The following is a 22,695-nucleotide window of genomic DNA, read 5'->3' as shown; positions in this document are numbered from 1 at the left end:
TCATACTTTTCAAACAACTTTAAGTCAGCTGGTCTTGTTTTCTAGAATCAATAATGTGGATTCCTATATCTATACCTTTAGTATTGCAATTTATATACGACAACAGCGCATAAATAAAGATAACTATGCCCAGCATCTCTAGCACTTCTTCTATAGTTGTTATGAAGACATAAACCATGTTATGGGGGGTGTAGTAATATTCATAGTATCCGCCTACCAATTCAGTAGCAATTGCACCCGCTACGTAGATTGTTCCAGCAATGAAAAATAAGCGTCGTGTCTTGCCAGGAAGAGTAGCCACAAATCGCCCAAATACTAGCAAAAAGAGGAGTACGAAGATAGCACCCGCAATCACCCAAGCGTAGTAAAGAAAACCACTAGTATTAAATGTATCTCGCAGTGGTGCAGTTAGTCTTTCATGAAGACCGATCAATTCATCTAAGAATAAACCAGCAAAAACTATTGACAATCCTCTCCATGCCCAGACATCTTTATTCTTAGCTAACCTCTGAGCTTGGAAGATGATCTCTAGCAGAATAGAACAAAATAGTAAAGCTCCTCCAGAGTAAATAGCAGGAATATTATCCTCACTGTTGAGATCGAATAGAATGTTAAAGATATCTCTCCCAGGGAAGTCAGGTAGATAGTAGACATTGTAATTAGCTAAAAGACTGAGAATAGCCAAGCAAAGTACCACGCCAAGCAGGAATTTGAGGGTTTTGTTGGCAGAAAGATATACTTTCAATTTATGCGATGATTGCAACGCTGCGATCGCATCTTCTGGTTTTATAGAACTTCTTGACTCAACTACAGATATCCTGTCACTCTTAGCATTGTCTGAATAAGACTGGTTTTTGAGGATCTTGCGTCGCTCTGGCAATACAACTTTTGACATGAAGTACTCAATGGTTTGCTGCTTAACAAAACCATGCATTGCCAGAATTTTTCCCAACTGCTCACCACTCAACTCTTGTGTCTTGAGTGCTATGTCTAATTCATCTGGATTAATTAGTTCAGCTTCAACTAAGTACATCCCAAGCGGCTTAAGCTGAAAACCTTGTGTGTCTATTTTCCTAATCAATTAGGATCTCCTTCTTTTTGCTGCCTGAATGTAATAAATTTTTAGGCTTTTAGTCATGAAACATTACAACTACCAGATAATATCAGATTTTAAGAATTTCATAACCTTCGCTTAATCATATTTTGCGTAGGTTAAATTATTGACTATAGAAATGTAAAATTATGCTAAAGAAAAGATGAATTTATTATGTAGATACGTCAGTTCTACCGATGCTGTTATTTCTAAACGCATTGTTCCTAGCAAAAAAATAAATCCACCTATCACTCTCATGTGTAGGTGGATTTATTCAGATGTGCAGACATCTAGCGCGGTTGATTGTATCCGTAGCGGACAGAGTAAGTAGCAAAAATCCTGCTAGAGTTGCATTGCAGGGTAATCTTCAACTTAGGAGATTACCTATAATTTAGTAATGAGTGCCAGTTTTGCGATGGTTGATAGCAGTAACAGCATCAGGTTTGAGTAATTTACCTTCGTCCACAGTTGCATATACAACCCAGTGATCGCCACATTCCAGACGTTGATTGACTGAGCATTCTAAATATGCTAAAGCGTCGGTGAGGACAGTACAACCGTTATCTGCAACTGCTGTACTAAAGTTAGCAAACCGATCTTCTCCAGGCGCGAAAGATTTACGGAAATGCTTCATGTAGTCTTGATGATTGCCTTCAGGTAAAATATTTAAGGCAAACTTACCGCCTGGATACATCAAAGATTCGATCGCTCGATCTTTGGCGATCGCCACACTTATTCCAGGTGGGTTGAAGGTGGCTTGAGAAACCCAAGCGCCTAACATTGCAGTAGACACTTCTCCAAGTTTCGCTGTGATCACGCATACGGAACCAACAATCCGACCAACAGCCTGTTCTACTGGGGTAGCGGCTTGTTGGGGTACACGTACTTTTTTAGCCTTTTTCAGTGTTTGGGCAAAGTCTGTACCTAGTTCTTCACAGAATTTGAGTGTGACATCATCAGGTTTAAACTTGACCTTCAATGTGTCAAAGCCAAAACGGTATCCAGAATCCCGGAGTTTACCTTCTATTAAGTCAAAGGCTTCGCCACTCCAACCATAAGAACCAAAGACTCCAGCGAGTTTGCTGTTGTCACCGCTTGAGATCACAATTCCTAAAGCAGTATGAATGGGAGTTGGCGCATGACCACCGATAGTAGGAGAACCGATGATAAAACCTTCTGACTGTGCTAGGTTGATGCGAATTTCATCAGGGGTGGCAAATTCGCAGTTAATTGATTTGACTGCGACTCCACCTTTAGTTAATCCCAGAGCGATCGCTTGTGCTAAAGTTGCTGTATTGCCGTAAGCTGAAGCGTAAAGTAGGGCTACGGAAATCTCGCGATCGTTATGAGAACGGCTCCACTCTCCATAAGCTTTGGTAAGCTCGATTAAGCTGGTGCGTACTAAAGGCCCATGACCCACAGCATACATTCTCACCTGCAAATCTGATATTTTCTCCAAAGCTGCTTGCACATGAGGAGTTTGGGGAGCCATCAGGCAGTTAAAGTAGTAACGCTGGTCTTCTTTGAGTGCTTCCCAATTATCATCAAACACTTCATCACCACAGAGATGAGTTGCAAATAACTTATCTGTGTAGAGAATTTGGGTTTGCTGATCGTAGGTACAAAGTCCTTCCGGCCAACGTGGGCTAGGAGTGGGCAAGAATTTCAAAACATGACCTTTGCCTAAATCCAGAGTTTCTTTCCCACGCATCACCAAGACTTTCAAATCTTGCTCTAGGAAAGCAGCACGTAAATTGTTCGCACCGGGAAGAGAACAGACAAAAGTTACCTGTGGTGCCAGTTCTAAAATTGCTTTGAGGGTTGCAACTCGATTGGGACTAAAATGACCCAGAATTATATAATCCAAACTTTGTAAATCTAAAGTCTGCCGCAATGCCTCTAAATAAATTTCGGTAAAGCTTTCTGGCGGTGGATCAATAAGTGCGGTTTTATCAGCTTCAATTAAATAGCAATTGGAGGTAGTACCTCTTTCAAGTGCATATTCAATTTCAAACCGCAGACGTGACCAACTACGTGCTCTGATCGCCTTAGTATTTGTAGCAATTGGTAGAACTTGTACGTCGCGTGGCTTGGAATTGGTCATAGCTGTTAAAAGTTAGCGAATTGGGCATTGGGCATTGGGAATTGGGAATTGGGAATTGGGCATTGGGAACAAGGAGAATAACCCATACTCCTTACCCCATGCCCTATGCCCTATTCCCATCTTTAGTAGTAATTACCTACTTTGCGATGGCGAACGGCTGTGAGTCCATCGTTTTTAGAGACACGACCTTCTTGGACTGTGCAGTATAAAATCCAGTGGTCGCTGCATTCCATGCTGCTCTGTATTTCACATTCGATGTATGCCAGAGCATCAGTTAGAATCGGAGAACCGTTTTTCGCGGTTTGAGTTTTCACTCCTGCAAAGCGGTCAGCACCGGGATGTAAGCGCTTGAGAAAGTGCTTTTTCAATTCTTGATAATTGCCTTCTTCCAAAACGTTGAGGACGAAGCGATCGCCTACTTGCATTAAGGAATCAATGGCGCGGTCTTTTGCAACGGCAATTGTTAATCCTAATGGTTGCAAACTCGCTTGCGTTACCCAGGATGCCAGCATTGCGCTTGAGACATTATCTTTTTTAGTTGTGACTATATATAGTCCACTACTAATGCGACCCAACGCCTTTTCCATGTTGACATCAAGAGACTTGATTTGCTTGATGTTGCGATCGCGCACTAGCAATTGTCCGATGTCTTTACCGGCTTCTTCACACAACTGGAATGTTGATGCGCTGGGAGTCTCTTTAATCCGAATGGGTGGGAAAGCTTCTTTGATGCCAGAGTCAAGAAATTGTCTGCGGAGTGTATCAATGGGTTCATCATCCCCACCGTAACATTCAAACAGCCCAAGAAATTGCTTGTTCTTAGCGACAGCTAACACCGAACTGATACTAGCTTGGGCGGCGGCGGCGGTACTTGGGGGCATACCAATAATGATGCCAGCAGCTCTTCCAGCTAGTTCTTGAATTTCTTGGCTCTCAGCAGTACTTAAATCTAGTACTTCTACTCCAACCCCAGTTTTCAGGATACCTTCGGCAATTGCGTGACCAAGGCGCTCACCATAACCGTAATCTGAGACAAAAAACAAGCCAACTGTGGTTTCTGCTTTAGCTTGTTTTTGGCTCCAATTTTCGTAACACCCGGTCAGAACATCTAAATGGTGGTATAATAAGGGGCCGTGACCATTTGCGATAATATTAATCTTTCCTAGATCGCCCATCCGCTTCATGGCATTCAGCAGGGAACGAGCATTAGGACCCATCAAGCAGTCGTAGTAAAATCTAAAGTCAGCTTCGATCGCTTCTAAATCTTCGTCAAAGGTGCGATCGTCACAAAAGTGCATCCCAAAAGCATCACAGGTGTAGAGAATTTGGGTTTTGCGGTCAAAGCTAAAGATTGTATCTGGCCAGTGCAGGTTAGGCGCACTCACGAATTCCATTTCGTGTCCTTTGCCGATATCTATGCGATCGCCGGTTTTGACAACTCGCTTAGAAAATGGATCGTGGACTAAGCCTTCCAAAAACTGAAGCGCAACTTTTGAGGCTAAGACAGTAGCTCTAGGAGCTAATTGCAGGACATCTTCTACTAAGCCGCTATGGTCTGGCTCTGTGTGGCTGACAATTATGTAATCAATTGTCTTGGGGTTAACAAGACCTTTTAGAGTCTCTAAATACAGATCGCGAAACTTCTGGTGAGAAGTATCGATCAAAACTGTTTGTTCACCCCTAATTAGATATGAATTGTAGGTTGTGCCGTTTTGCAGTCCGAATTCGATATCGAAGCGATCGCGATCCCAATCAAGAGAGCGAATCGCCGTTGTGTTAGGGGCAATTTCTACAGTTTGTATAGTTAGCCGATGTTGAACGTTCTCTGCATTGGCGTTGCCGGTCGTAGACATCGCTACCATTATTCGTCTCCGAGCGCAAATTGTCAGGTTTTTCTTCTGCCCCCATTCTCTCTATTATTTTTTGTTTAAGTTGTAATGAATATCAGTTTTTGAAAAATTTAACTTGTATCAATTGTTGCTGTTTTCTAGCAAGAAATATGACTCAAAAAATCTACTCAATATTAATTTATTCCGAAAAATATACTTAGTATTTTATTTTTTTATTTATCTAATTTTATTCTAATTTAAAAATATCATTTTCTTTATATTATTTGACAATAAAAATGAAATGACTAAAACTAATATCATACATCTAGGACTATTATATAAAACTCAGTACAACTCAAAAGCCTCCTCTCTAATTGTCTTTTGCTTCTTAAATGGCTGTATAAAGAAATTGATAAATAAAAGTTGATTCTTTTGAGAATGACGTATAAATGATAAAAATATACTAGGTTCTACAAACAAAATCTGTAGTTATGGCGTAAAATAATTGTCTTAAGAAGATGGATTAAGAGTTAGTTTTTTAAGACGCTATCTTACAAAAAGGTAGGAAAAGTAGGAAAGGTAGGAAAAGTAGTAAATATAGGAAAAGCAACACAAATTCTTCTATTTCCAATAGGTATTGAATATATTTTTGTTTCAAGCAATAATATTGTTATGTGAAATATAAAATTTATGTGAAGTCGAGGAAATAGATATTTTTTGGATATAGTTAAGAAAAATTTCCAGAGATGAGTTGAATAAAAAGGAAGAAGGCTTCTATATATATGTTTTTCTTCTCATTCCAATAGAAAATAGCGTAAAAATTATTTTTAAAGTTTCGATAAATCACCGTAGTCATAGGAATAATTGAAGAATTTTAATGATACAGTCCTTTATTATCGACTTTAGACATTAATTAGAACAACGCTAACAAAATCTTAAGAAAAGATGGCAACAATTAACTGTGTAAAAGGTTAGTAATTATGGGATGCCGATTAAAAGTCTTTCTAACTGAGCAAGAAAAGCTGACTTTAGAAGAGTTAAGAAAAGCCAAACATGTTCCTCAACGCACCAAGGATCGGGCTCAAGTCTTACTGCTAAATAATCGTGGCTTAAAAAATGAGCAAATTGCTAAAGGTTTAAACTGGGCAATTTCAACAGTACGTCAAACCCTTCATCGTTGGGAAAAGATGGGTTTAGCAGGTCTGTGGGATGCTCCTGGCCGAGGTGGAAAACCTCGATATTCAGAATCAGATTTGGTTTATCTAGAAAATTGTTTAGCTCAAGAGTCACAGACTTATAACTCTAAACAATTAGCAAAAAAACTGGCATCTGAACGCCAGGTAAGCTTGAGTGCAGATCGGTTACGACGGGTACTTAAACAAAGGGGAAGAAGGTTTGGAACTGCACGCAAACAACCTCAAGAACAGAATCATTAAAGCCTCTCGTCACTCTTGGTAATTTCCTCAATGCAAAAGTTGGGCCAGGATTGGTAGGCGATCGCATATCTTTACTACAACGATAGTAATAGTAAAACTGAAGAGGCGATCGCTTTGGCGTTTCTCCCAAAGTCAAAGGCTGCTGGGGCTCTGTTACGGATTAAATCACCGGACAAGGTTTTGCAGCAATTAGCAAAGCAAGGATTTAGAACGTCGAACTTTTGCTTTGAACCTTGATGATGCAGACCAAGAAGATTTTAATAGCCTGAATAAACTTTGGTAAAAATTAGCACATTGATAGTGATGTGGCTCAGGTATATCAAAGTGCTAAATAATTTAAGTAGGGTAAAATGAACATCCTTTCATCAGAAAATGCTGAAAGTCCACTAATTTTAGATTTGGATTTTGAATTGCTTCCTTTCTTGGCTCCACTCGGTCTCAATACGGTTCGGTTAAAGGGAAAAGGGGAAAGGGACTCATGTTTTGAATACATCCTTGCCCCTTTACCCAGACCACAAGGAAAGTGAAAAATGCTTATCCGAACCGTATTGCATTCGGTCTATTGATTTAACATATTTAGACAGCACAAAACAAAATCCACCTTGATATAAGATTATCAGGTGGACTTGTTATTTATTCTTAGTGGATCCGAGCAGAGTCGAACTGCTGTCCAAATTGGGTATTGACCCCCCGCTCATTCACAGGTTTAGCCTTTCTGACCCTCAAGGCGGGAATCGTTCATTATCCCGAACGTAGGATTCTCTGATTTAATCTTAGCTAGCAAGCCAACCAGAGAACGCTTACTAGAGCATCCGTTGGGGTTTGGTCTTCAGTCCTTAACGGAGTCAGACTAAAGACGCTCGAACCTATAAGAGGTGTTTAGGCAGCTACTAGAGCATCCTTACGAGCAAAGTTAACGATGTTATTCGCATTTACTTTTTGTTTGAGCCTTTGATTTCCGAGAGGAGACTCACTCTCGACCTGAATCACAGAGCAGCGTTCGCCAACCTGTCGAAACCGTGACGGACCCATGCGCTTCATACTTCGATTATAATACGCGATTCTTGAATTTGTAATTCGTAATTCGTAATTCGTAATTATCAATGCCGCTAAAGGCGGCAAGGCAGAAGGCAGGAGGCAAGAGGCAGGAGGGAAACTTCTCCCATAAAGGGAAGAGGTTTGAACAAGGACACATCTTTTCTCGTGCGACGCATCGCACTTCGTGCCGCAACGCTTTCGCAAAGAATGTTTTTAATTTTTTTGCCCACAAGGGGAGCCACTGCGGTCTTGGCTCGTAGTCAAGATGAGCAAGTGGCGTGCAAGGTTTGTACCTTTTTCTTCCTTCTGCCCTCTGCCTCCTGCCTCCTGCCTTTCTTTTATCAAAGTCAGAATATATGGCTTTACTTAGTCAAAATAGCCAATCGCTAATTTTAAAACCATTAGCAATTGGCTATTTTCCATAATCCACAACAAATATTTTCCTAAGTTAGTGCTTCAGCACCACCTACAACCTCTAGGAGTTCTTGGGTAATGGCAGCTTGTCGAGCTTTGTTGTAAGACAGTGTGAGGGTATTAATCAATTCGCCCGCATTTTCACTAGCATTACTCATAGCTGTCATCCGCGCTGCTAGTTCACTAGCCGCAGATTCTTGCAGCGCCCGCAATAGCTGGTTACTCAGATACAGGGGCAACAGAGAATCGAGGATCTGTACTGGATCTTGCTCGAAAATCATGTCAGGAGCCAACGCGCGGACTTGGCTAGCCACTTTCTCCCGTTCGACTTCAAATTTACCGCCACGGGTTGTCAAGCGGAAGATTTCGTCATCACCCGCTTCTAGACCTTGCGGATCGAGGGGCAGTAAGGTTTGGATTACAGGACGGGAGCTAACCAAGGAAAGAAATCTGGTATAGATTAATTCGATGCGGTCTACTTCTTCCGAAAGGAATAAGGAAAGTAGTTGATCGGCAATCTGATTGGCTTCGGCTGCGGTGGGAATTTGCTCTAAGCCGCTATAGGTGGCATCAATTGGCTGATCACGGCGTTGAAAGTACTGTGTAGCTTTGCGCCCGACGATCACAAATTGATAGTTTAAACCTTCTGCCTTGATTTCCTTGGCGCGGTTTTCTGCACGACGGATAACGTTATTATTGTAGCCGCCGCATAAACCGCGATCGCCTGAAATTACCAACAGCCCGACTGACTTAACTTCTCTTTTTTTCAGCAGTGGCAGGTTTGCTTCTTCAAACCGTAGACGGCTTTGCAAACCATACAATACTTGTGCCAAGCGATCGGCAAAGGGGCGAGTCGCTAGTACTTGCTCTTGCGCCCGACGCACTCTAGCCGCAGCTACGAGACGCATGGCTTCTGTGATTTTTTTGGTGTTTTTGACCGACTGAATGCGATCGCGTATTGCTTTTAGATTGGCCATATTTTTAAGTTCTAAGTCCTTAGTCAATAGTCAACAGTCAACAGTCAATAGCCATTAAGTTATTTACTAATGACTAATGACTAATGACTAATGACTAATTACGCTGCTGCTTTGAAGGTCTTCTTGTATTCGGTAAGTGCTTCCTTCAAGGCAGCTTCTTCTGCATCACCTAGTGCTTTGGAGGCTCTTACTCCTTCGGCATACTGGGTTTTACCAGTCTTTAAGTACTCCCGCAGACCTTGGGTAAAGGTGGTGACTTTATCTACAGGTACATCATCTAAGTAACCATTGATACCAGCGTAAAGAATTGCTACTTGCTCGTATACCGAGAGTGGCGAATTTTGTGGTTGCTTGAGGAGTTCGCGTAACCGTTGACCACGTGCCAACTGGTCTTGAGTGGCTTTATCTAAGTCAGAAGCAAATTGAGCGAAGGCTTGCAGGTCGTCAAATTGGGCTAGTTCCAATTTAATCTTACCGGCAACTTTTTTCATTGCCTTGGTTTGCGCCGCAGAACCCACGCGGGATACTGAAATACCTGGGTTCACAGCTGGACGGATACCAGCGTTAAATAAGTCAGAAGATAGGAATATCTGACCATCGGTAATGGAAATTACGTTTGTGGGGATGTATGCCGAAACGTCACCAGCTTGGGTTTCGATGATTGGTAGGGCGGTCATGCTGCCTTTACCTAATTCGTCACTTAGCTTTGCGGCTCTTTCTAACAAACGAGAGTGAATGTAGAATACATCTCCGGGGTAAGCTTCGCGTCCGGGTGGGCGACGTAGCAGCAGGGACATTTGGCGATAAGCTTGGGCTTGCTTGGAAAGATCGTCGTAAATTACTAGGGTAGCTTTGCCTTTGTACATAAAGTACTCGGCAATAGTTGCGCCTGTGTAAGGAGCTAGGTATTGCAGTGTTGCTGGTTCACTGGCGCTAGCGGCGACGACGATGGTGTAATCCATCGCGCCTTTTTCTTGCAATGTCTGCACCACGTTAGCGACGGTGGAAGCCTTTTGACCGATCGCAACGTACACACAAACTACATCTTCTTCTTTTTGGTTGATGATTGTGTCGATCGCGATCGCAGTTTTACCGGTTTGGCGATCTCCAATAATCAATTCCCGTTGACCGCGACCGATGGGAATCATTGAGTCAATAGCTGTAATCCCCGTTTGCATAGGTTCGTGTACAGATCGACGAGCAATGATACCAGGCGCTGGAGATTCAATCAAACGGCTTTCTGAGGATTTGATGTCTCCCTTACCATCAATGGGACGACCTAAAGCGTCTACAACTCTTCCAATTAAGGCTTCTCCTACTGGAATTTGAGCAATTCTACCAGTAGCGGTTACAGAACTACCTTCTTGAATTTCCAGCCCTTCACCCATCAACACCGCGCCCACGTTGTCTTCTTCTAAGTTTTGGGCGATGCCAATTGTGCCATCTTCAAATTCTAAGAGTTCCCCAGCCATAGCCTTTTCCAGACCATAGATCCGGGCAATACCGTCACCTACTTGTAGGACAGTACCAACGTTAGCAACTTTGACCTCTTGATCGTATTGCTCGATTTGTTGTTGGATAATGCTGCTAATTTCGTCAGGTCTAATTGATATGCTCATGTGTCTATCTTGTTTGCTTTCGAGACGGAAAAATTAATTCAGTTAGGAGTTAAGAGTTAGGAGTGATAAGTTAAAAATGCAAAAATTACAAGTTAAAAGTCAAAATAAATTACTATTTACTTAACTCCTAACTTCTAACTCCTGTACAGACGCGATTAATCGTGTCTCTCTAACTCCTAACCTTCTAGCTATTAGTTAAGCGTAATGAAAGGCGACGCAGCTGACCCCGGATACTGGCATCAATTACCTGCGAACCTACTTTAATAATCACACCACCAATTAACTCACTGTCTACCTTGGTTTCTAGTTCTACCTGGCGAGCATTACTGATGGCAATCACTTTTTCGGTGATTGCCTGCTGTTGAGCTTCTGTGAGGGGAACGGCTGAAATTACTTCCGCTAATACGGTTTGATTCAGCTGCCGCAACAGCGCCAGATATTGTTGAAAAATCGATTCCAAGAATGCAATGCGGCGTTTGTCTACTAGTATCAACAAAAAGTTGCGTAAGTAGGGGTTAGAGCCTTCACCGAGTATTTGTTTGATGAGAGCTTTTTTGTTCTCAGCCTGAATAAACGGGTTGCTGAAGAAGTTGTGTAGCTGTTTGTCTGCTCTGAGCAGTCCCAGGAAAGTCCGCGCATCTTCCCCGAACTCTTCTGTCAAATTTTTCGATTGCGCTATTGACAAAAGTGCCTGTGCGTAAGGTTGTGCTACTTCGGCTGCCGCTACCTGACTTGTCATACATTGCCTCCCAGTTGTGCGATGCTACGATCAATTAAACTTTGTTGAGCATCGTCGGCAATTCCGCCTTTGAGTTGCGATTCGACTTTTTGCAATGCTAGTGTAGCAACTCGTTGCCGTAGTTGAGCGATCGCTCGTTCGGTTTCGCTGTTTAAATCTGCTGCTGCTGTTTGTTTCAAGCGTTCTACGTCTTGCGCTGCTTTCGCTAACAAGGCTTCTTTCGCTTTTTGAGCATTTTCTACGGACGATTGGCGGATACGTTCTGCTTCTGCTTGAGATTGCTTCAACTGCTCTTGCGCTTGGGAAAGGGCGGTCTTTGCCTCTTTTAAGCGCCCTTCTGCTTCCTGAATTGCGGTGGCAATATTGGATTGTCGCTCGTTCAGGATATTGCTTAAAACTTTACGTCCGAAGTAGAATAGTATGCCAACCAGAATCGCTAGATTGATCAGATTGGTTTCAAAAATGTCTAGGTTTAGACCGAAACCACCTTCTGCTGCGCCTTCTGCCAATTCAGAGTGAACAGCGTTCGCTTCTGCGGCAAGTAATAAGAATGTCCCCATGATACCCATTTACAAGTGCGCTGCTCGCTTGCTAATACGTTGTATTTTCCCCAAGGGAAGGAAATTTAAGTATCTTTTCCCTGTCAGGAAATTAAGTATCTTTCCCAAGAAGGGAAAAAGTGCCTTTTTTGACACTTAAATTTTGCGCTCTGGACTAGGGGCCAGTTGCGCGTATGCTTTACACAGAACCAATCTCGTTAGCTTATCTAACTGGAGTTGGCCCCAATAGTTTTTCTAGAATCTGCCTACTTAGAGCATCAACTTGTTGCTCTAAGGTGCTAAAAGCTTGTTGCTTTTGTTGTTCTATTTCAACAGAAGCTTGTTCTCGTTGAGACTGAGCTTCCTTTTGGGCTTCAGCAATTTTTTCGGCAGTAATTTTCTTAGCTTCAAGTTGAGCAGCTTCTACAGTAGCTTGCGATTGTCTGCGAGCGTCTGCGAGTTGCTGCTCATATTCAGTAGCCAAGCGCTCGGCTTTAGCCAAGCTCTCCCGCGCCTCAAGGGTATTCGTTCGGATATAATTATCGCGATCGTCTAGTACCTTAGTCAGTGGCTTATAGAAAATTGCATTCAACACAGTTGCTAATAGCAGGAATTGCAATGCCATGAAGGGCAAGGTAGCATCGAAATCAAACATTTGTCTCCTCTTTGGCTGGAGTAGCAGTTTTCATGGCTAGCAACATCATCCAACCTTTCATATTTTAGAGACCCATAGCCAACAAGGGTCAACTGAACATTATAACTATTGAGATACCCAAAACGTTTTGATTGTAGAGGCGTGATGATTCACGTCTCCACACTCACAAAAATTTTCAGGTATTAGCCGAAGGGGTTAGCGAACAGCAATACCAGGGCAATTACTAGACCATAGATAGTCAAAGATTCCATGAATGCCAAGGTTAATAGCAGAGTACCGCGAATTTTTCCTTCTGCTTCAGGTTGACGAGCAATACCTTCTACTGCTTGTCCAGCAGCGTTACCTTGACCAATACCAGGGCCAATTGCAGCTAAACCAATCGCTAAAGCAGCAGCGAGAACTGAAGCAGCCTGAACTAATGGATCCATGTTGATTTTCCTTGCTTTGATTACAAAACTAACAAAAGTACGTTAACGATTAGAAACGTGGTTTTCACGCTGCACATGAGTTCTTTGATCGCGCTTTGCGATGTTTTGAGCGAATATGCTCTTGAAACTGTGCTATCAACTGAGAAGTTTAATGCTCCTCATGCTCATCTCCGCCATGCCCCTCCATTGCCTCATGAATGTATGCTCCGGCTAGGGTGGCAAAAACCAGGGCTTGAATGGCGCTGGTAAATAAACCCAAGGCCATTACAGGCAGAGGTACAAATAGAGGAACTAGCAGCACCAACACCGCGACTACCAATTCATCCGCCAAAATATTACCAAATAGCCGGAAGCTTAGGGAGAGGGGCTTGGTGAAATCTTCGAGAATTGCGATCGGCAACAAAACGGGTGTTGGCTCTATATATTTCTTAAAGTAGCCTAAACCCCGCTTGCTAAAACCCGCGTAAAAATACGCTAATGAAGTTAGCAGTGCCAATGCAACAGTCGTATTGATGTCATTGGTAGGAGCTGCCAATTCGCCTGAAGGTAGCTTGATGAGCTTCCAGGGAATTAGCGCACCTGACCAGTTCGATACGAAAATAAACAAGAATAATGTGCCAATAAATGGCACCCAAGGGCGGTACTCTTTCTCACCAAGTTGGTTTTTGGCCAAATCACGAATAAATTCTAGGGCGTATTCCATCAAATTCTGGATGCCCTTGGGAATTCTTTGTGCGTTGCGAGTAGCAGCTATTGAAGCCACTACTAAAATGCTAATCACAAACCATGAGGTGAGAAAAACTTGCCCATGAATTTTAAGATTGCCCAACTGCCAGTAGAAATGATGACCTACTTCTAATTCGGCGAGGGGAAAAGAATTAAAGGCGTTTAAGACACTAAGCATTTGCATTCTTCAAGCATTTTCCCCAACGATCGAGGATGGGATTACTATCTTTGTGAGCCTGACTTTTTAAGAATCAGGAATGAACGCAATTTGCACCATATAGACGAGGAGCGTGGCTTTGTAAGTTAAAAATCCCAAAAATATGGGCAAAATCTGTAGCTCACGCCATTGAGTTGCCACGATCATGACTCCCATAAATAGAGCAAAACGAGTTTTGCTCAAACTGGTTTTTTCACTACCAAGTTGCTCAACGTCTCTAGCCAACATTTTTAAGTAAACCACACCTGTACACGCCCCAATTAAATAATTTAGGGCAATGTTTAAGGAATAAAAAATCCACACAGAGATAAAAATAACCCCCGTCAAGACAAGCGTGATTACCAACAATCGCTGGAAGAGTTGATAAAACTCTTGCATAGAGTTACCTGATTCTGTGTCTCCAGAATCAGTTTTAGCATCTTGTTGCGTTGTCGGAGTGGGCGCAATTGATTCGTCTGACAAGCTCACGAGACTTGAAACCAGTACAGTTAAATTATGATGACTGCACATTCAGTCAGCTGAATCATATCACGATCCGGTAACAATACTTTAGGAAAAAACAATTAACTTCTTGGCAACGTTACACAGTCAGTAAAATCGCGCTTCCAGAAGCGAGAGAGCGGCTGATGATGTAAAAGACTGTGTGGGTCAATAATCGAATAATAGCTGCCTAAAAATTCAAAATTTCTTCCAATTCCAGCTTTTTTGAGTAGAGTATTGTCCTCCAAAGTCGTTACATAGCATCTTGGTGTTTGAAGTAATTGGGTGTCAATAAAATCAACTGGTGCTTGAGGAGTGTATGGGCGTACCGCAAATCAGAAATCGGAGAGTAGCGGCTTGTCATTAAGCAGCGCACCACTGCTGAATTTCAGAAAACTCCAACTTTTGGGATTTAGAATACCCGTTTGTTAGGCACTTTCCTAATCTACATTAATTTACCAAAAGTGGTGATGGGCGATCGCTCATCACCATAAGTATAAATTGCTTTTATTAAGCCAGTGTTGAATTGGAGGCCGATTAAGCAGGTGTTAATAATATCAGTTGCTGCTGAAGAAGTTTTCTTACTTCATCTAATCCCAGTTGCACATCAACCAAAATTTCTGCAACCGTTGAATTCGCATCACACTTTTGCATAAATTCAAACTCTGGTTCAGATAAATTAACAATCTGGTAATTGTAGTTAAAGAAGCATTGACTGGGAAATCCTTCAATACAAGGATTAAGTTCGGGAATCGCTGCTAATAAAGCTTTGTCGTCTGACCAGTCAGTTTTAACTAAGGGAGGACGGCCAAGGAAAAACTCATAATGAGTTACTTCTGGATCTAGTAATTCTATCAGGCGATAAAGCTGGCGATCGCTCAATCCTTTTGCCCGTTCTACTAACTCTGGTGTTTTGCCCAAAAGTCTCTCCAAATCCCAAAAACTCGGATTTGAGAAACCAATAAACTCCAATCCTGAAGCATCAATTAATTCAAACAGCGTCTCAATGTTGTAGTCAATTTCCTGGGGATGAACGTACATATCCGCAAAGTTTTCATCCTTGTGGTTTTCCAATGACCAACGCTGTTTATCGTATTTGACAATTCGGTTATTTTCTGGTAGAGAAGCAAATATTTTTCGCCCAACTTGGACACCATCGCGGTAGTCGCCTTTTTTGTCACCTTGCAGAAGTGCGATCGCTTTTTGCATGAGTTGAATTTCCCAGCGTCCCAACTCTCCGTACACAAAAATGTGCATTAAGCCGCCTGGGGCTAACTTCTGCGCCAAAGCTTGAATACCGCGAATTGGATCGGAGGTATGGTGCAAAACGCCAACACAGTTAATTAAATTAAACTTACCTGGTAACTGTTCCACATCAAACAAGCTGAGGTGATGAAACTCAACACGGTTAGCACCAGAACGCTGGCAACGTTCTTTTGCTACATCCAAAGCCCCAGTACTGAGATCAATCCCCACAACAGAAGCCTGGAGATTGAGATGAACCAGGTACTCTGTACTTACCCCTGTACCGCAACCTGCATCTAAAATCCGAATATCTTGCCTTTGGGGTTTTTGACCTGTGCAAAAATTATGAGCAGCTAGCCAGTTCCAGCGCCAGTTATAGCCTGGTGGTGGTTCATCCAACAGGGCTTCCGGCGGAAACGGATATGTATTGTAGAGTTTGGCAACAGCAGCACTAACGGTTTGGGAATCGGACATGATGAGGAATAACGCAGCATTTCTGAGTTTAGCGGATAGTGGATGATTAGAGCAAAGATTACTATTGCTTATTTTCTACTACTTATCCAACAGCAAAGTCAGTAAATTCGCGTTTATAAGGAGCATGAAATCCTAATACAATATCTTCTTTAGGTACTCGTAGATGACTACAAACCTTTAAGAATTTACACTGCTTTACTTATCTATGGTTTGATTTTTATCATATTGTCTTTTGCCGCTCCAATGATTTATAACCAATCAGAGTTCAATTTACGCTGTGAATGGGGTTCACAAGGAGTTGCTGAACTTGCTCCCATCAGTGATGTAGTTGTGATAGTTGATATTCTCTCTTTTTCTACTTGTGTAGAAATTGCCACCAACAACGGCGCGATAATTTTTCCCTACGCATATAGAGATGAATCAGCCATAGATTATGCCAAGTCAGTACAAGCAGAATTGGCAAGTCATAGACAACGTTGGACTACAACTGGATATTCTCTCTCGCCAAAATCGGTAGCTGAAATTCCTGCTGGAACCAGACTAGTTTTACCATCACCTAATGGTTCATTTCTGACTTTACATACAGGAAATACACCAACTTTGGCTGGTTGCTTGCGAAATTGCCAAGCTGTAGCGCAGTTTGCTCAAAAGTATGGCGACAAAATCGCTGTAATTCCTGCCGGTGAGAGGTGGAAAGAAGATGGTAGTTTACGTCCTGCATTTGAAGATTTAATTGGTGCTGGGGCAATTCTTAGTTATTTAGATGGCAATCTATCACCAGAAGCTGAAGTTGCTGTGACAACATTTCAGGCTTTTCAGCAGGATTTACTAGAGTACTTGAAAAAATGCAGTTCGGGTAAAGAGTTGATTGAAAAAGGTTTTGAGTTAGATTTTGAATTATCAGCCGCCTTTAACATAAGTAATTGCGTGCCTTTATTTAAAAATAATGCCTATCTAAACGTGGAAATTTTTTGATTGAGTCAATTATAGGGACACTATATGAGCCGTCGAATTCAAGTTATCTAAATTCCAAAAAGAAGGTTAATTAGGTGCCAAGTTTTAATTATGCGTATGCCATATTTAGATGCCTTTGTCTTGCCAAGTTACTCTTATGTTTTTCCCAAGTAATAGTTGTGTCGATAATTTCGTCTAAATCATTGTGCTTTGGTTGCCAACCCAAAACTCTACGGATTTTATCAGCACAAGCTTCAACACAGGCAGGATCGCCCGGACGACGTGGTGCGGCAATAACGGGAAAATCGACACCAGAAATAGCCTTGACTCTCTCAATAACTTGTCGCACGCTGTATCCTTGCCCATAACCGCAGTTGAAAATTTGGCTTTCACCTCTTTTTTCTAAGTAATCTAAAGCATCTAAATGAGCAGTCGCCAAATCCTCTACGTGGATATAGTCTCGGATTGCGGTTCCATCAGGCGTAGGAAAATCAGTACCAAAAATTCGTACTTCTGGCTTACGCTTGAGTGCCGCATCACAAGCAGCCCGAATCAAGTGAGTGGCATTCGGTGACATTTGCCCCAATAGTCCACGTGGTTCGGAACCTGCTACATTAAAGTAACGTAGAATTACGTAGCGCATTGAAGATGCTGCTGCATAGTCCTGGATCAGCCATTCACTCATCAACTTGGAACGTCCGTAAGGATTAATCGGCTGTGTAGGGTTCAACTCAGTAACAGGATTTTCTTCTACTTCCCCATACACTGCTGCTGTGCTGGAGAAAATGAACTTGTTAACACCCATTACGCTACAGCAGCGCAGCAAATTTAAAGTGTTGCGGGTGTTGTTCGCATAGTAATCGAGTGGATGAGCTACTGATTCTGGAACAATCAGACTAGCGGCAAAGTGTAAGACTGCGCTGAATTCATGCTGGGCAAAAACTTGATAAAGATGCCCGGTGTCTACTAAATCGCCAATAATTAATTTCCCGTGTAGTACGGATGCTGGTGAACTTGTAGAGCAGTTGTCGTAAACCACGACATCATAACCACCTTCCCCCAATTGACGAACTACATGGGAGCCAATGTAACCAGCACCGCCAGTTACCAATATTTTCTTTTTCATTTCCTTTTCCTTATCTACCTTTACCTAACAAAACAACTCGAATCGTTTTGAAGGCGATCGCTAAATCTAACCAAATGGAATAATTTTTGATGTAATACAGATCGTAAGAAAGCTTTTCGTAAGCATCTTCAATAGATGCTCCGTATGGATACATAACCTGTGCCCAGCCTGTAATTCCCGGTTTTACCAAATAGCGTACTTCATAGTAGGGAATGGCTTGTTTGAGTTTGACATCAAATTCTGGCCGTTCTGGACGAGGCCCAATCAGACTCATTTCACCCTGTAAGACGTTCCATATTTGAGGTAATTCATCAATACGTAACAAACGTAGCCAGTATCCGAGTCTAGTGATCCGTGGATCGCGTTGACTAGCCCACTGCGCCCCCAACTTTTCTGCATCCTGATACATGGAGCGAAATTTATAAACTCTAAATGGTTTACCGTACAACCCACTTCTCTGCTGACTGTACAATACTGGGCCAGGACTATCTAATCTAATTAGTAATGCAACCAACAACAGAAGTGGTGCAACTAATACTAGTAAAAAGAGGATCAATATGAGATCGACAACTCGCTTCAGTTTCATACTGAAGTAACCAGGCATTAGGTTAAAACCATCGCTAAAAGCCAACCATTTATCTTGTAGGAGCGATGAAGGAAGTTTATACCAAAATGTTTGGTAAACATCCGGCAATGTATAAACTGGAATACCTCGCAACCGCATTTGCATTAACTGTTGTGCTTGAGATTGGGAAAAATTTATCTGAGCTGTAACTATGACCCCAGACCAGGATTCTTGACTCCATTGCGACAGATCGCTCAGATTTCCCTGATAACTCAGATTGCTTTTTGGTAAATCTATGGTTGTTTGATTTTCTTCTGCTAGAACAGTCAACTTTCCTAAAGGATTAAGTACCAGCAGTTTTTGTGCAAATTTAATCGCATGATCCCCTGCTCCTAGTATTAACCAACGACTTTTAAGGGCGTGCGATCGCACCCATTTCACTGCTACTACGCGCAATATTACTGCCCAAATGGTAAAGATCCCGATGCTAGGTAAGAACACACTCCGCCACAATACCGGGTGATGTTTGCCAATACCTGACAAATAAATTAGGGCAGAAATGAAAAACGCGATCGCAATGTTACAAACAATAATTCGAGCAGGCGCTCTTAAACCTGCAATTTGCCGCTCTGGATGGTACGCATCTGCTAAATAAAATCCTGCAAGTGTCATACACACAAATCCATAAAGCAATGGATTGAGCCAATGTAAGGGTTGATCTAAACGCAACCATTGGGCGATCGCTAAACAAACGAGCAACCCAAGAATATCCCCTAACAAGAGCAATATCGGTAGGCTGCGGATTATGTTGGGCAACCTAGTATTGGCAGGAGAACTGACATAACTTGTAAGAGTCATTGATTTTTTTGATTCTTCAGTATCCTGGTATTTATTTGTTTGTTAAGGCAGCAAGAGATTCAATGATAGTAGTATAAAAATTAGCTCTCTTGTTTCAAAGCATACATAGATTACAAACTTTTGTAATACTCTGTTTTTCAAAAGAATTGGGTATTGAATATTATGGACTGGAAGGGCAGTTGTCAGTGCGCTTACGTGGCATGCATGTATTACATACATCTTACTAAGGTTAGCTGTCCAAGCTTTATATTTGCATGATGCCATGAATATCGTCAATATAAAGTTGAAATTTAATTAACACGAATTTACTTAAAAATACGTATTGACATATAGATGTAATTTTGGTATTAAATTGTTCAGCATAGTAAAATACTGTTAATAAATCAGTATAAAATAGTGTAAAAATTAAGGATGCAGTAATGTAATCTTCCCTGTTTGCAAGAGTTTGCGTTTTTATCAAGGCGTAAATACTAGTTAAGTCAATAACACCAGAGCAAGCAATATTTTTACGTACTAATACTTGATAAATAAAAAATTTTAAAACATATATACAATAAGATAGAAGTTATCTAATTTAGCTTGTGTACTTTTATATACCCGTAGTAAAAGGTTATATGAAGGTTAAAGTTTTATTTAATTTAAATACTTGTCAAAGTAATATAAAATCTCAGAGAAAGTGGATAAAAAATACCTTGACATTTTGATAATGTTTCTGGGATAAAACTAAAAAGATGTATAAAAAGGAAAGTAATCCAAAAATTACAGAGAAATTAAATATTTTTTATACAAATTTTTTCTAAGTAAATATATTTAAGTATGTCCAAATAACTATTTTGGGCTACCAAAATTTTGAAGCAAAATTAGTAAGTATTTCAGATATTCGCAATATATTCCATGCCCTCTAACCAAGAAGACCAATCCCCAGATTTGCAACAATACTCGCTGATTCTGAAAAGGCGTTGGCTAGTCATAGCTGCGGTGACTGCCTCTGTTTTTGGACTGTCAGCTTTAATTGCTATCAGACAAAAACCAATTTATGAAGCAGAAGGCAAGTTGCTCTTCAGCAAAACTGACCGTGTTTCTTCGCTGACAAGTCCCTCGGCACAAGTTGGAGAGTTGAGCAGTGTGACTCAACTCAGCAGCCCGTTGGATACAGAAGCAGAGGTAATTCGTTCTAACCCGATAGTTGAAAAAACTATCACTAGTCTCAACTTGGTAGGTAAGCAAGGAATACCCTTAGAAATAGATGAGTTTCTCAAAAAAATCAAAATTAAGAGTGTCCGGGGTACAGATATTTTGGCGATTTCCTACAGCAGTAGCAATCCCAAAGAAGCCGCAGATGTTGTGAATTTGCTGATGAGATATTACCTGGAGAATAATATTCGCATTAACCAAACCCAAGCGACAGTGGCACAGAAGTTTTTGAGCAAGCAATTGCCTGAAGTTGAAGCAAGGGTAGTCAAATCAGAGGCAGCTTTGCGTCGGTTTAAAGAAGAAAATCGGGTAATTGCCTTAGAGCAAGAAGCGGCAAAAGGAGTCGACAGACTCGCGGATTTATCAGACCAGATTACCCAAGCTCAGGCAAATTTAACGGATGCTGAGACTCGCTCACAACTTCTGGAACGTCAATTGAGATTGAATTCCCAGCAGGCTGTGGATATGGGAAATTTAACTCAATCAAAAGCTGTACAGGAGGTATTAACAGAATACCAGCAGGTGCAAAATCAGTTAGCAGTAGAACAGACTCGCTATACAGACAAACATCCTGCGATCGCTAATTTATTAGCAAAAGAAGTAGCCCTGAAAAAGCAGCTAGAGACTCGAATTTTTGAGAATGCAGGCAGAGAAAAATCTGTACCAGCGCAGAATTTGGGGATGGGAGAACTCAAGCAGACCCTACTGGCCCAACTGGTACAGTCGGATGTAGAACGGTCAGCATTAGCTAACCGAGTTACAGTTTTGCAGAATGCATACGCACTTTCCCAAAGACGATTAAGTGTCTTACCCCAACTGCAAGAAAAACAGCAGCAGCTAGAGCGACAGTTGCAAGTAGCGAGGTCTACCTATGAAGAACTGCTGAAGCGATCGCAAGAAGTCGAAGTAGTAGTAAATCAGAATGTCGGTAACGCCAGGGTAGTATCTGCGGCTTTACTTCCTAAAAAAGCTGTTTCTCCCAAAATTGCCCTTTACCTGGCGCTAGGTGGATTTGTGGGAATTTTACTGGGTGTAGGGTTAGCTCTGATGTTAGAGGCTATGGATCAATCCCTCAAAACTCTTGAGCAAGCCCAGCAGTTATTAGGTTATCCTTTACTCGGTACGATTCCTCATTTGGGTCAAAAAGCTAAAAATGGTGGGGAAGCTTTAGTTGAACTGCCGGTCAGAGATAATCCATATTCGGGAGCAAGTTCAGCCTTTGAGATGCTTCAGACAAACCTGGATTTTACCATCTCTGATAAACCACTAAAAGTAATTGCCGTAGTTAGTTCAACTCCAGGTGAAGGCAGATCATTTGTAGCAGCAAATCTGGCAGTAGCCAAGGCACACATGGGACGCAGAATCCTATTAGTAGATGCGGATATGCGTCACTCCTGCCAACAAGAAATTTGGAAATTATCCAACCCAGCCGGACTAAGTAATGTTTTAGTTGGTCAAGCGGAGTTTCTCCACACTACTCAAGAAGTATTAGTTAATTTGGATATATTAACGGCTGGGACAATTCCACCGAACCCCGCAGCATTGCTAGATTCACAGCGTATGGCTTTGTTAATTCAAGAGGCAGCCAAAGACTATGATTGCGTCATTATTGATACTCCTGCCTTGAGTTTGTTTGGTGATGCACTGATGCTGGGCAAGATGGCAGATGGGATATTGCTAGTTGTACGTCCTGGAGTGCTTGATTGTGCTGTTGCTAAGAGTACGAAGATGATGCTTGAGCAAGCGCGATCGCGTGTTTTGGGAATGGTGATGAATGGAGTTACTGCCGATAGCGGTTTTATTTACTACAACCAGAAGAGTTATTACGACAAAAATAGTAGCGATGCCTACGGCGGCAAGCCACGGAATGGTAAGGGTGAAGTGAAGTTTCCCAATATACACATTTCCTAATCCCTTGATAGCAATTTAACTTAACTATTTTAGTATTTTTGCGGAAATGCTTGTATTAAAAGAGAACATTTTTG

17 protein-coding genes, 1 other RNA gene and 1 pseudogene are annotated in these 22,695 nt (G+C 41.7%); 3 read left to right on the top strand and 16 right to left on the bottom strand.

What is annotated here, in order from left to right:
• Window positions 1-19: 19 nt before the first annotated feature.
• The 3 genes from IQ274_RS26470 to IQ274_RS26460 form a co-directional block, all read right to left on the bottom strand.
• Window positions 20-1,081, bottom strand: a complete 1,062-nt coding sequence (locus IQ274_RS26470) for a hypothetical protein (protein ID WP_194143956.1) — start codon at window positions 1,079-1,081, stop codon at window positions 20-22.
• 403 nt (window positions 1,082-1,484) lie between these two features.
• On the bottom strand, window positions 1,485-3,197 hold the full coding sequence (locus IQ274_RS26465; RefSeq protein ID WP_163931929.1) for a diflavin flavoprotein: 1,713 nt from the start codon (window positions 3,195-3,197) through the stop codon (window positions 1,485-1,487).
• A 122-nt stretch (window positions 3,198-3,319) separates the two neighbouring features.
• Window positions 3,320-5,059 (bottom strand): diflavin flavoprotein, encoded by a 1,740-nt coding sequence (locus IQ274_RS26460; protein ID WP_163931927.1) that lies wholly within the window; start codon window positions 5,057-5,059, stop codon window positions 3,320-3,322.
• 947 nt (window positions 5,060-6,006) lie between these two features.
• Here IQ274_RS26460 and IQ274_RS26455 point away from each other — a divergent pair.
• Complete coding sequence (locus tag IQ274_RS26455; RefSeq protein WP_163936142.1) at window positions 6,007-6,462, top strand: helix-turn-helix domain-containing protein; 456 nt, start codon at window positions 6,007-6,009, stop codon at window positions 6,460-6,462.
• Window positions 6,463-7,102: 640 nt separating this feature from the next.
• Here IQ274_RS26455 and ssrA read toward each other — a convergent pair.
• The 11 genes and pseudogenes from ssrA to IQ274_RS26400 form a co-directional block, all read right to left on the bottom strand.
• Window positions 7,103-7,492: a transfer-messenger RNA gene (ssrA, locus tag IQ274_RS26450) on the bottom strand.
• 451 nt (window positions 7,493-7,943) lie between these two features.
• On the bottom strand, window positions 7,944-8,891 hold the full coding sequence (locus IQ274_RS26445) for a F0F1 ATP synthase subunit gamma (RefSeq protein ID WP_114086146.1): 948 nt from the start codon (window positions 8,889-8,891) through the stop codon (window positions 7,944-7,946).
• 98 nt (window positions 8,892-8,989) lie between these two features.
• Window positions 8,990-10,510 carry a F0F1 ATP synthase subunit alpha gene (gene atpA, locus IQ274_RS26440; RefSeq protein WP_114086145.1) on the bottom strand — a complete coding sequence of 507 codons (1,521 nt, stop codon included), beginning with the start codon at window positions 10,508-10,510 and terminating at the stop codon, window positions 8,990-8,992.
• Between the two features lie 184 nt (window positions 10,511-10,694).
• On the bottom strand, window positions 10,695-11,249 hold the full coding sequence (atpH, locus tag IQ274_RS26435; RefSeq protein ID WP_163936145.1) for an ATP synthase F1 subunit delta: 555 nt from the start codon (window positions 11,247-11,249) through the stop codon (window positions 10,695-10,697).
• Entirely contained in the window at window positions 11,246-11,818 is a 573-nt protein-coding gene (locus tag IQ274_RS26430; RefSeq protein ID WP_114086143.1) for a F0F1 ATP synthase subunit B, read from the bottom strand. Before IQ274_RS26430 ends, atpH begins: the two co-directional genes overlap by 4 nt.
• 193 nt (window positions 11,819-12,011) lie before the next feature.
• Window positions 12,012-12,443, bottom strand: coding sequence for a F0F1 ATP synthase subunit B' (locus IQ274_RS26425; protein WP_194143955.1), 432 nt, complete (start codon window positions 12,441-12,443; stop codon window positions 12,012-12,014).
• Window positions 12,444-12,625: 182 nt separating this feature from the next.
• On the bottom strand, window positions 12,626-12,871 hold the full coding sequence (gene atpE / locus IQ274_RS26420; protein WP_012411162.1) for an ATP synthase F0 subunit C: 246 nt from the start codon (window positions 12,869-12,871) through the stop codon (window positions 12,626-12,628).
• 148 nt (window positions 12,872-13,019) lie between these two features.
• A complete protein-coding gene (atpB, locus tag IQ274_RS26415) occupies window positions 13,020-13,781 on the bottom strand; it encodes a F0F1 ATP synthase subunit A (RefSeq protein WP_175586935.1) in 762 nt (253 codons plus the stop codon).
• 60 nt (window positions 13,782-13,841) lie between these two features.
• Complete coding sequence (locus IQ274_RS26410) at window positions 13,842-14,324, bottom strand: ATP synthase subunit I (protein ID WP_163936151.1); 483 nt, start codon at window positions 14,322-14,324, stop codon at window positions 13,842-13,844.
• Window positions 14,325-14,831: 507 nt separating this feature from the next.
• A complete protein-coding gene (locus IQ274_RS26405) occupies window positions 14,832-16,013 on the bottom strand; it encodes a class I SAM-dependent methyltransferase (RefSeq protein WP_194143954.1) in 1,182 nt (393 codons plus the stop codon).
• An 82-nt stretch (window positions 16,014-16,095) separates the two neighbouring features.
• Window positions 16,096-16,164: pseudogene (locus IQ274_RS26400) on the bottom strand (element excision factor XisI family protein); the annotation flags it as partial.
• Between the two features lie 92 nt (window positions 16,165-16,256).
• Here IQ274_RS26400 and IQ274_RS26395 point away from each other — a divergent pair.
• Window positions 16,257-16,988 (top strand): 2-phosphosulfolactate phosphatase, encoded by a 732-nt coding sequence (locus tag IQ274_RS26395; RefSeq protein WP_194143953.1) that lies wholly within the window; start codon window positions 16,257-16,259, stop codon window positions 16,986-16,988.
• 88 nt (window positions 16,989-17,076) lie between these two features.
• On the opposite strand, the gene galE is transcribed toward IQ274_RS26395, so the two are convergent.
• Together galE and IQ274_RS26385 are read right to left on the bottom strand one after the other, a co-directional pair.
• On the bottom strand, window positions 17,077-18,093 hold the full coding sequence (gene galE, locus IQ274_RS26390) for a UDP-glucose 4-epimerase GalE (protein ID WP_194143952.1): 1,017 nt from the start codon (window positions 18,091-18,093) through the stop codon (window positions 17,077-17,079).
• Window positions 18,094-18,103: 10 nt separating this feature from the next.
• Window positions 18,104-19,516 (bottom strand): sugar transferase, encoded by a 1,413-nt coding sequence (locus tag IQ274_RS26385; protein WP_194143951.1) that lies wholly within the window; start codon window positions 19,514-19,516, stop codon window positions 18,104-18,106.
• An 894-nt stretch (window positions 19,517-20,410) separates the two neighbouring features.
• Between IQ274_RS26385 and IQ274_RS26380 the strand changes: the two genes are divergently transcribed.
• Window positions 20,411-22,621: a GumC family protein gene (locus IQ274_RS26380; RefSeq protein ID WP_194143950.1), complete on the top strand. Its 2,211-nt coding sequence runs from the start codon at window positions 20,411-20,413 to the stop codon at window positions 22,619-22,621.
• Window positions 22,622-22,695 lie beyond the last annotated feature (74 nt).

This window comes from Nostoc sp. LEGE 12447, from assembly GCF_015206985.1.
In the GTDB taxonomy this organism is placed as follows: Bacteria; Cyanobacteriota; Cyanobacteriia; order Cyanobacteriales; family Nostocaceae; genus Nostoc.
This window is presented reverse-complemented; position numbering and strand designations above follow the sequence as displayed.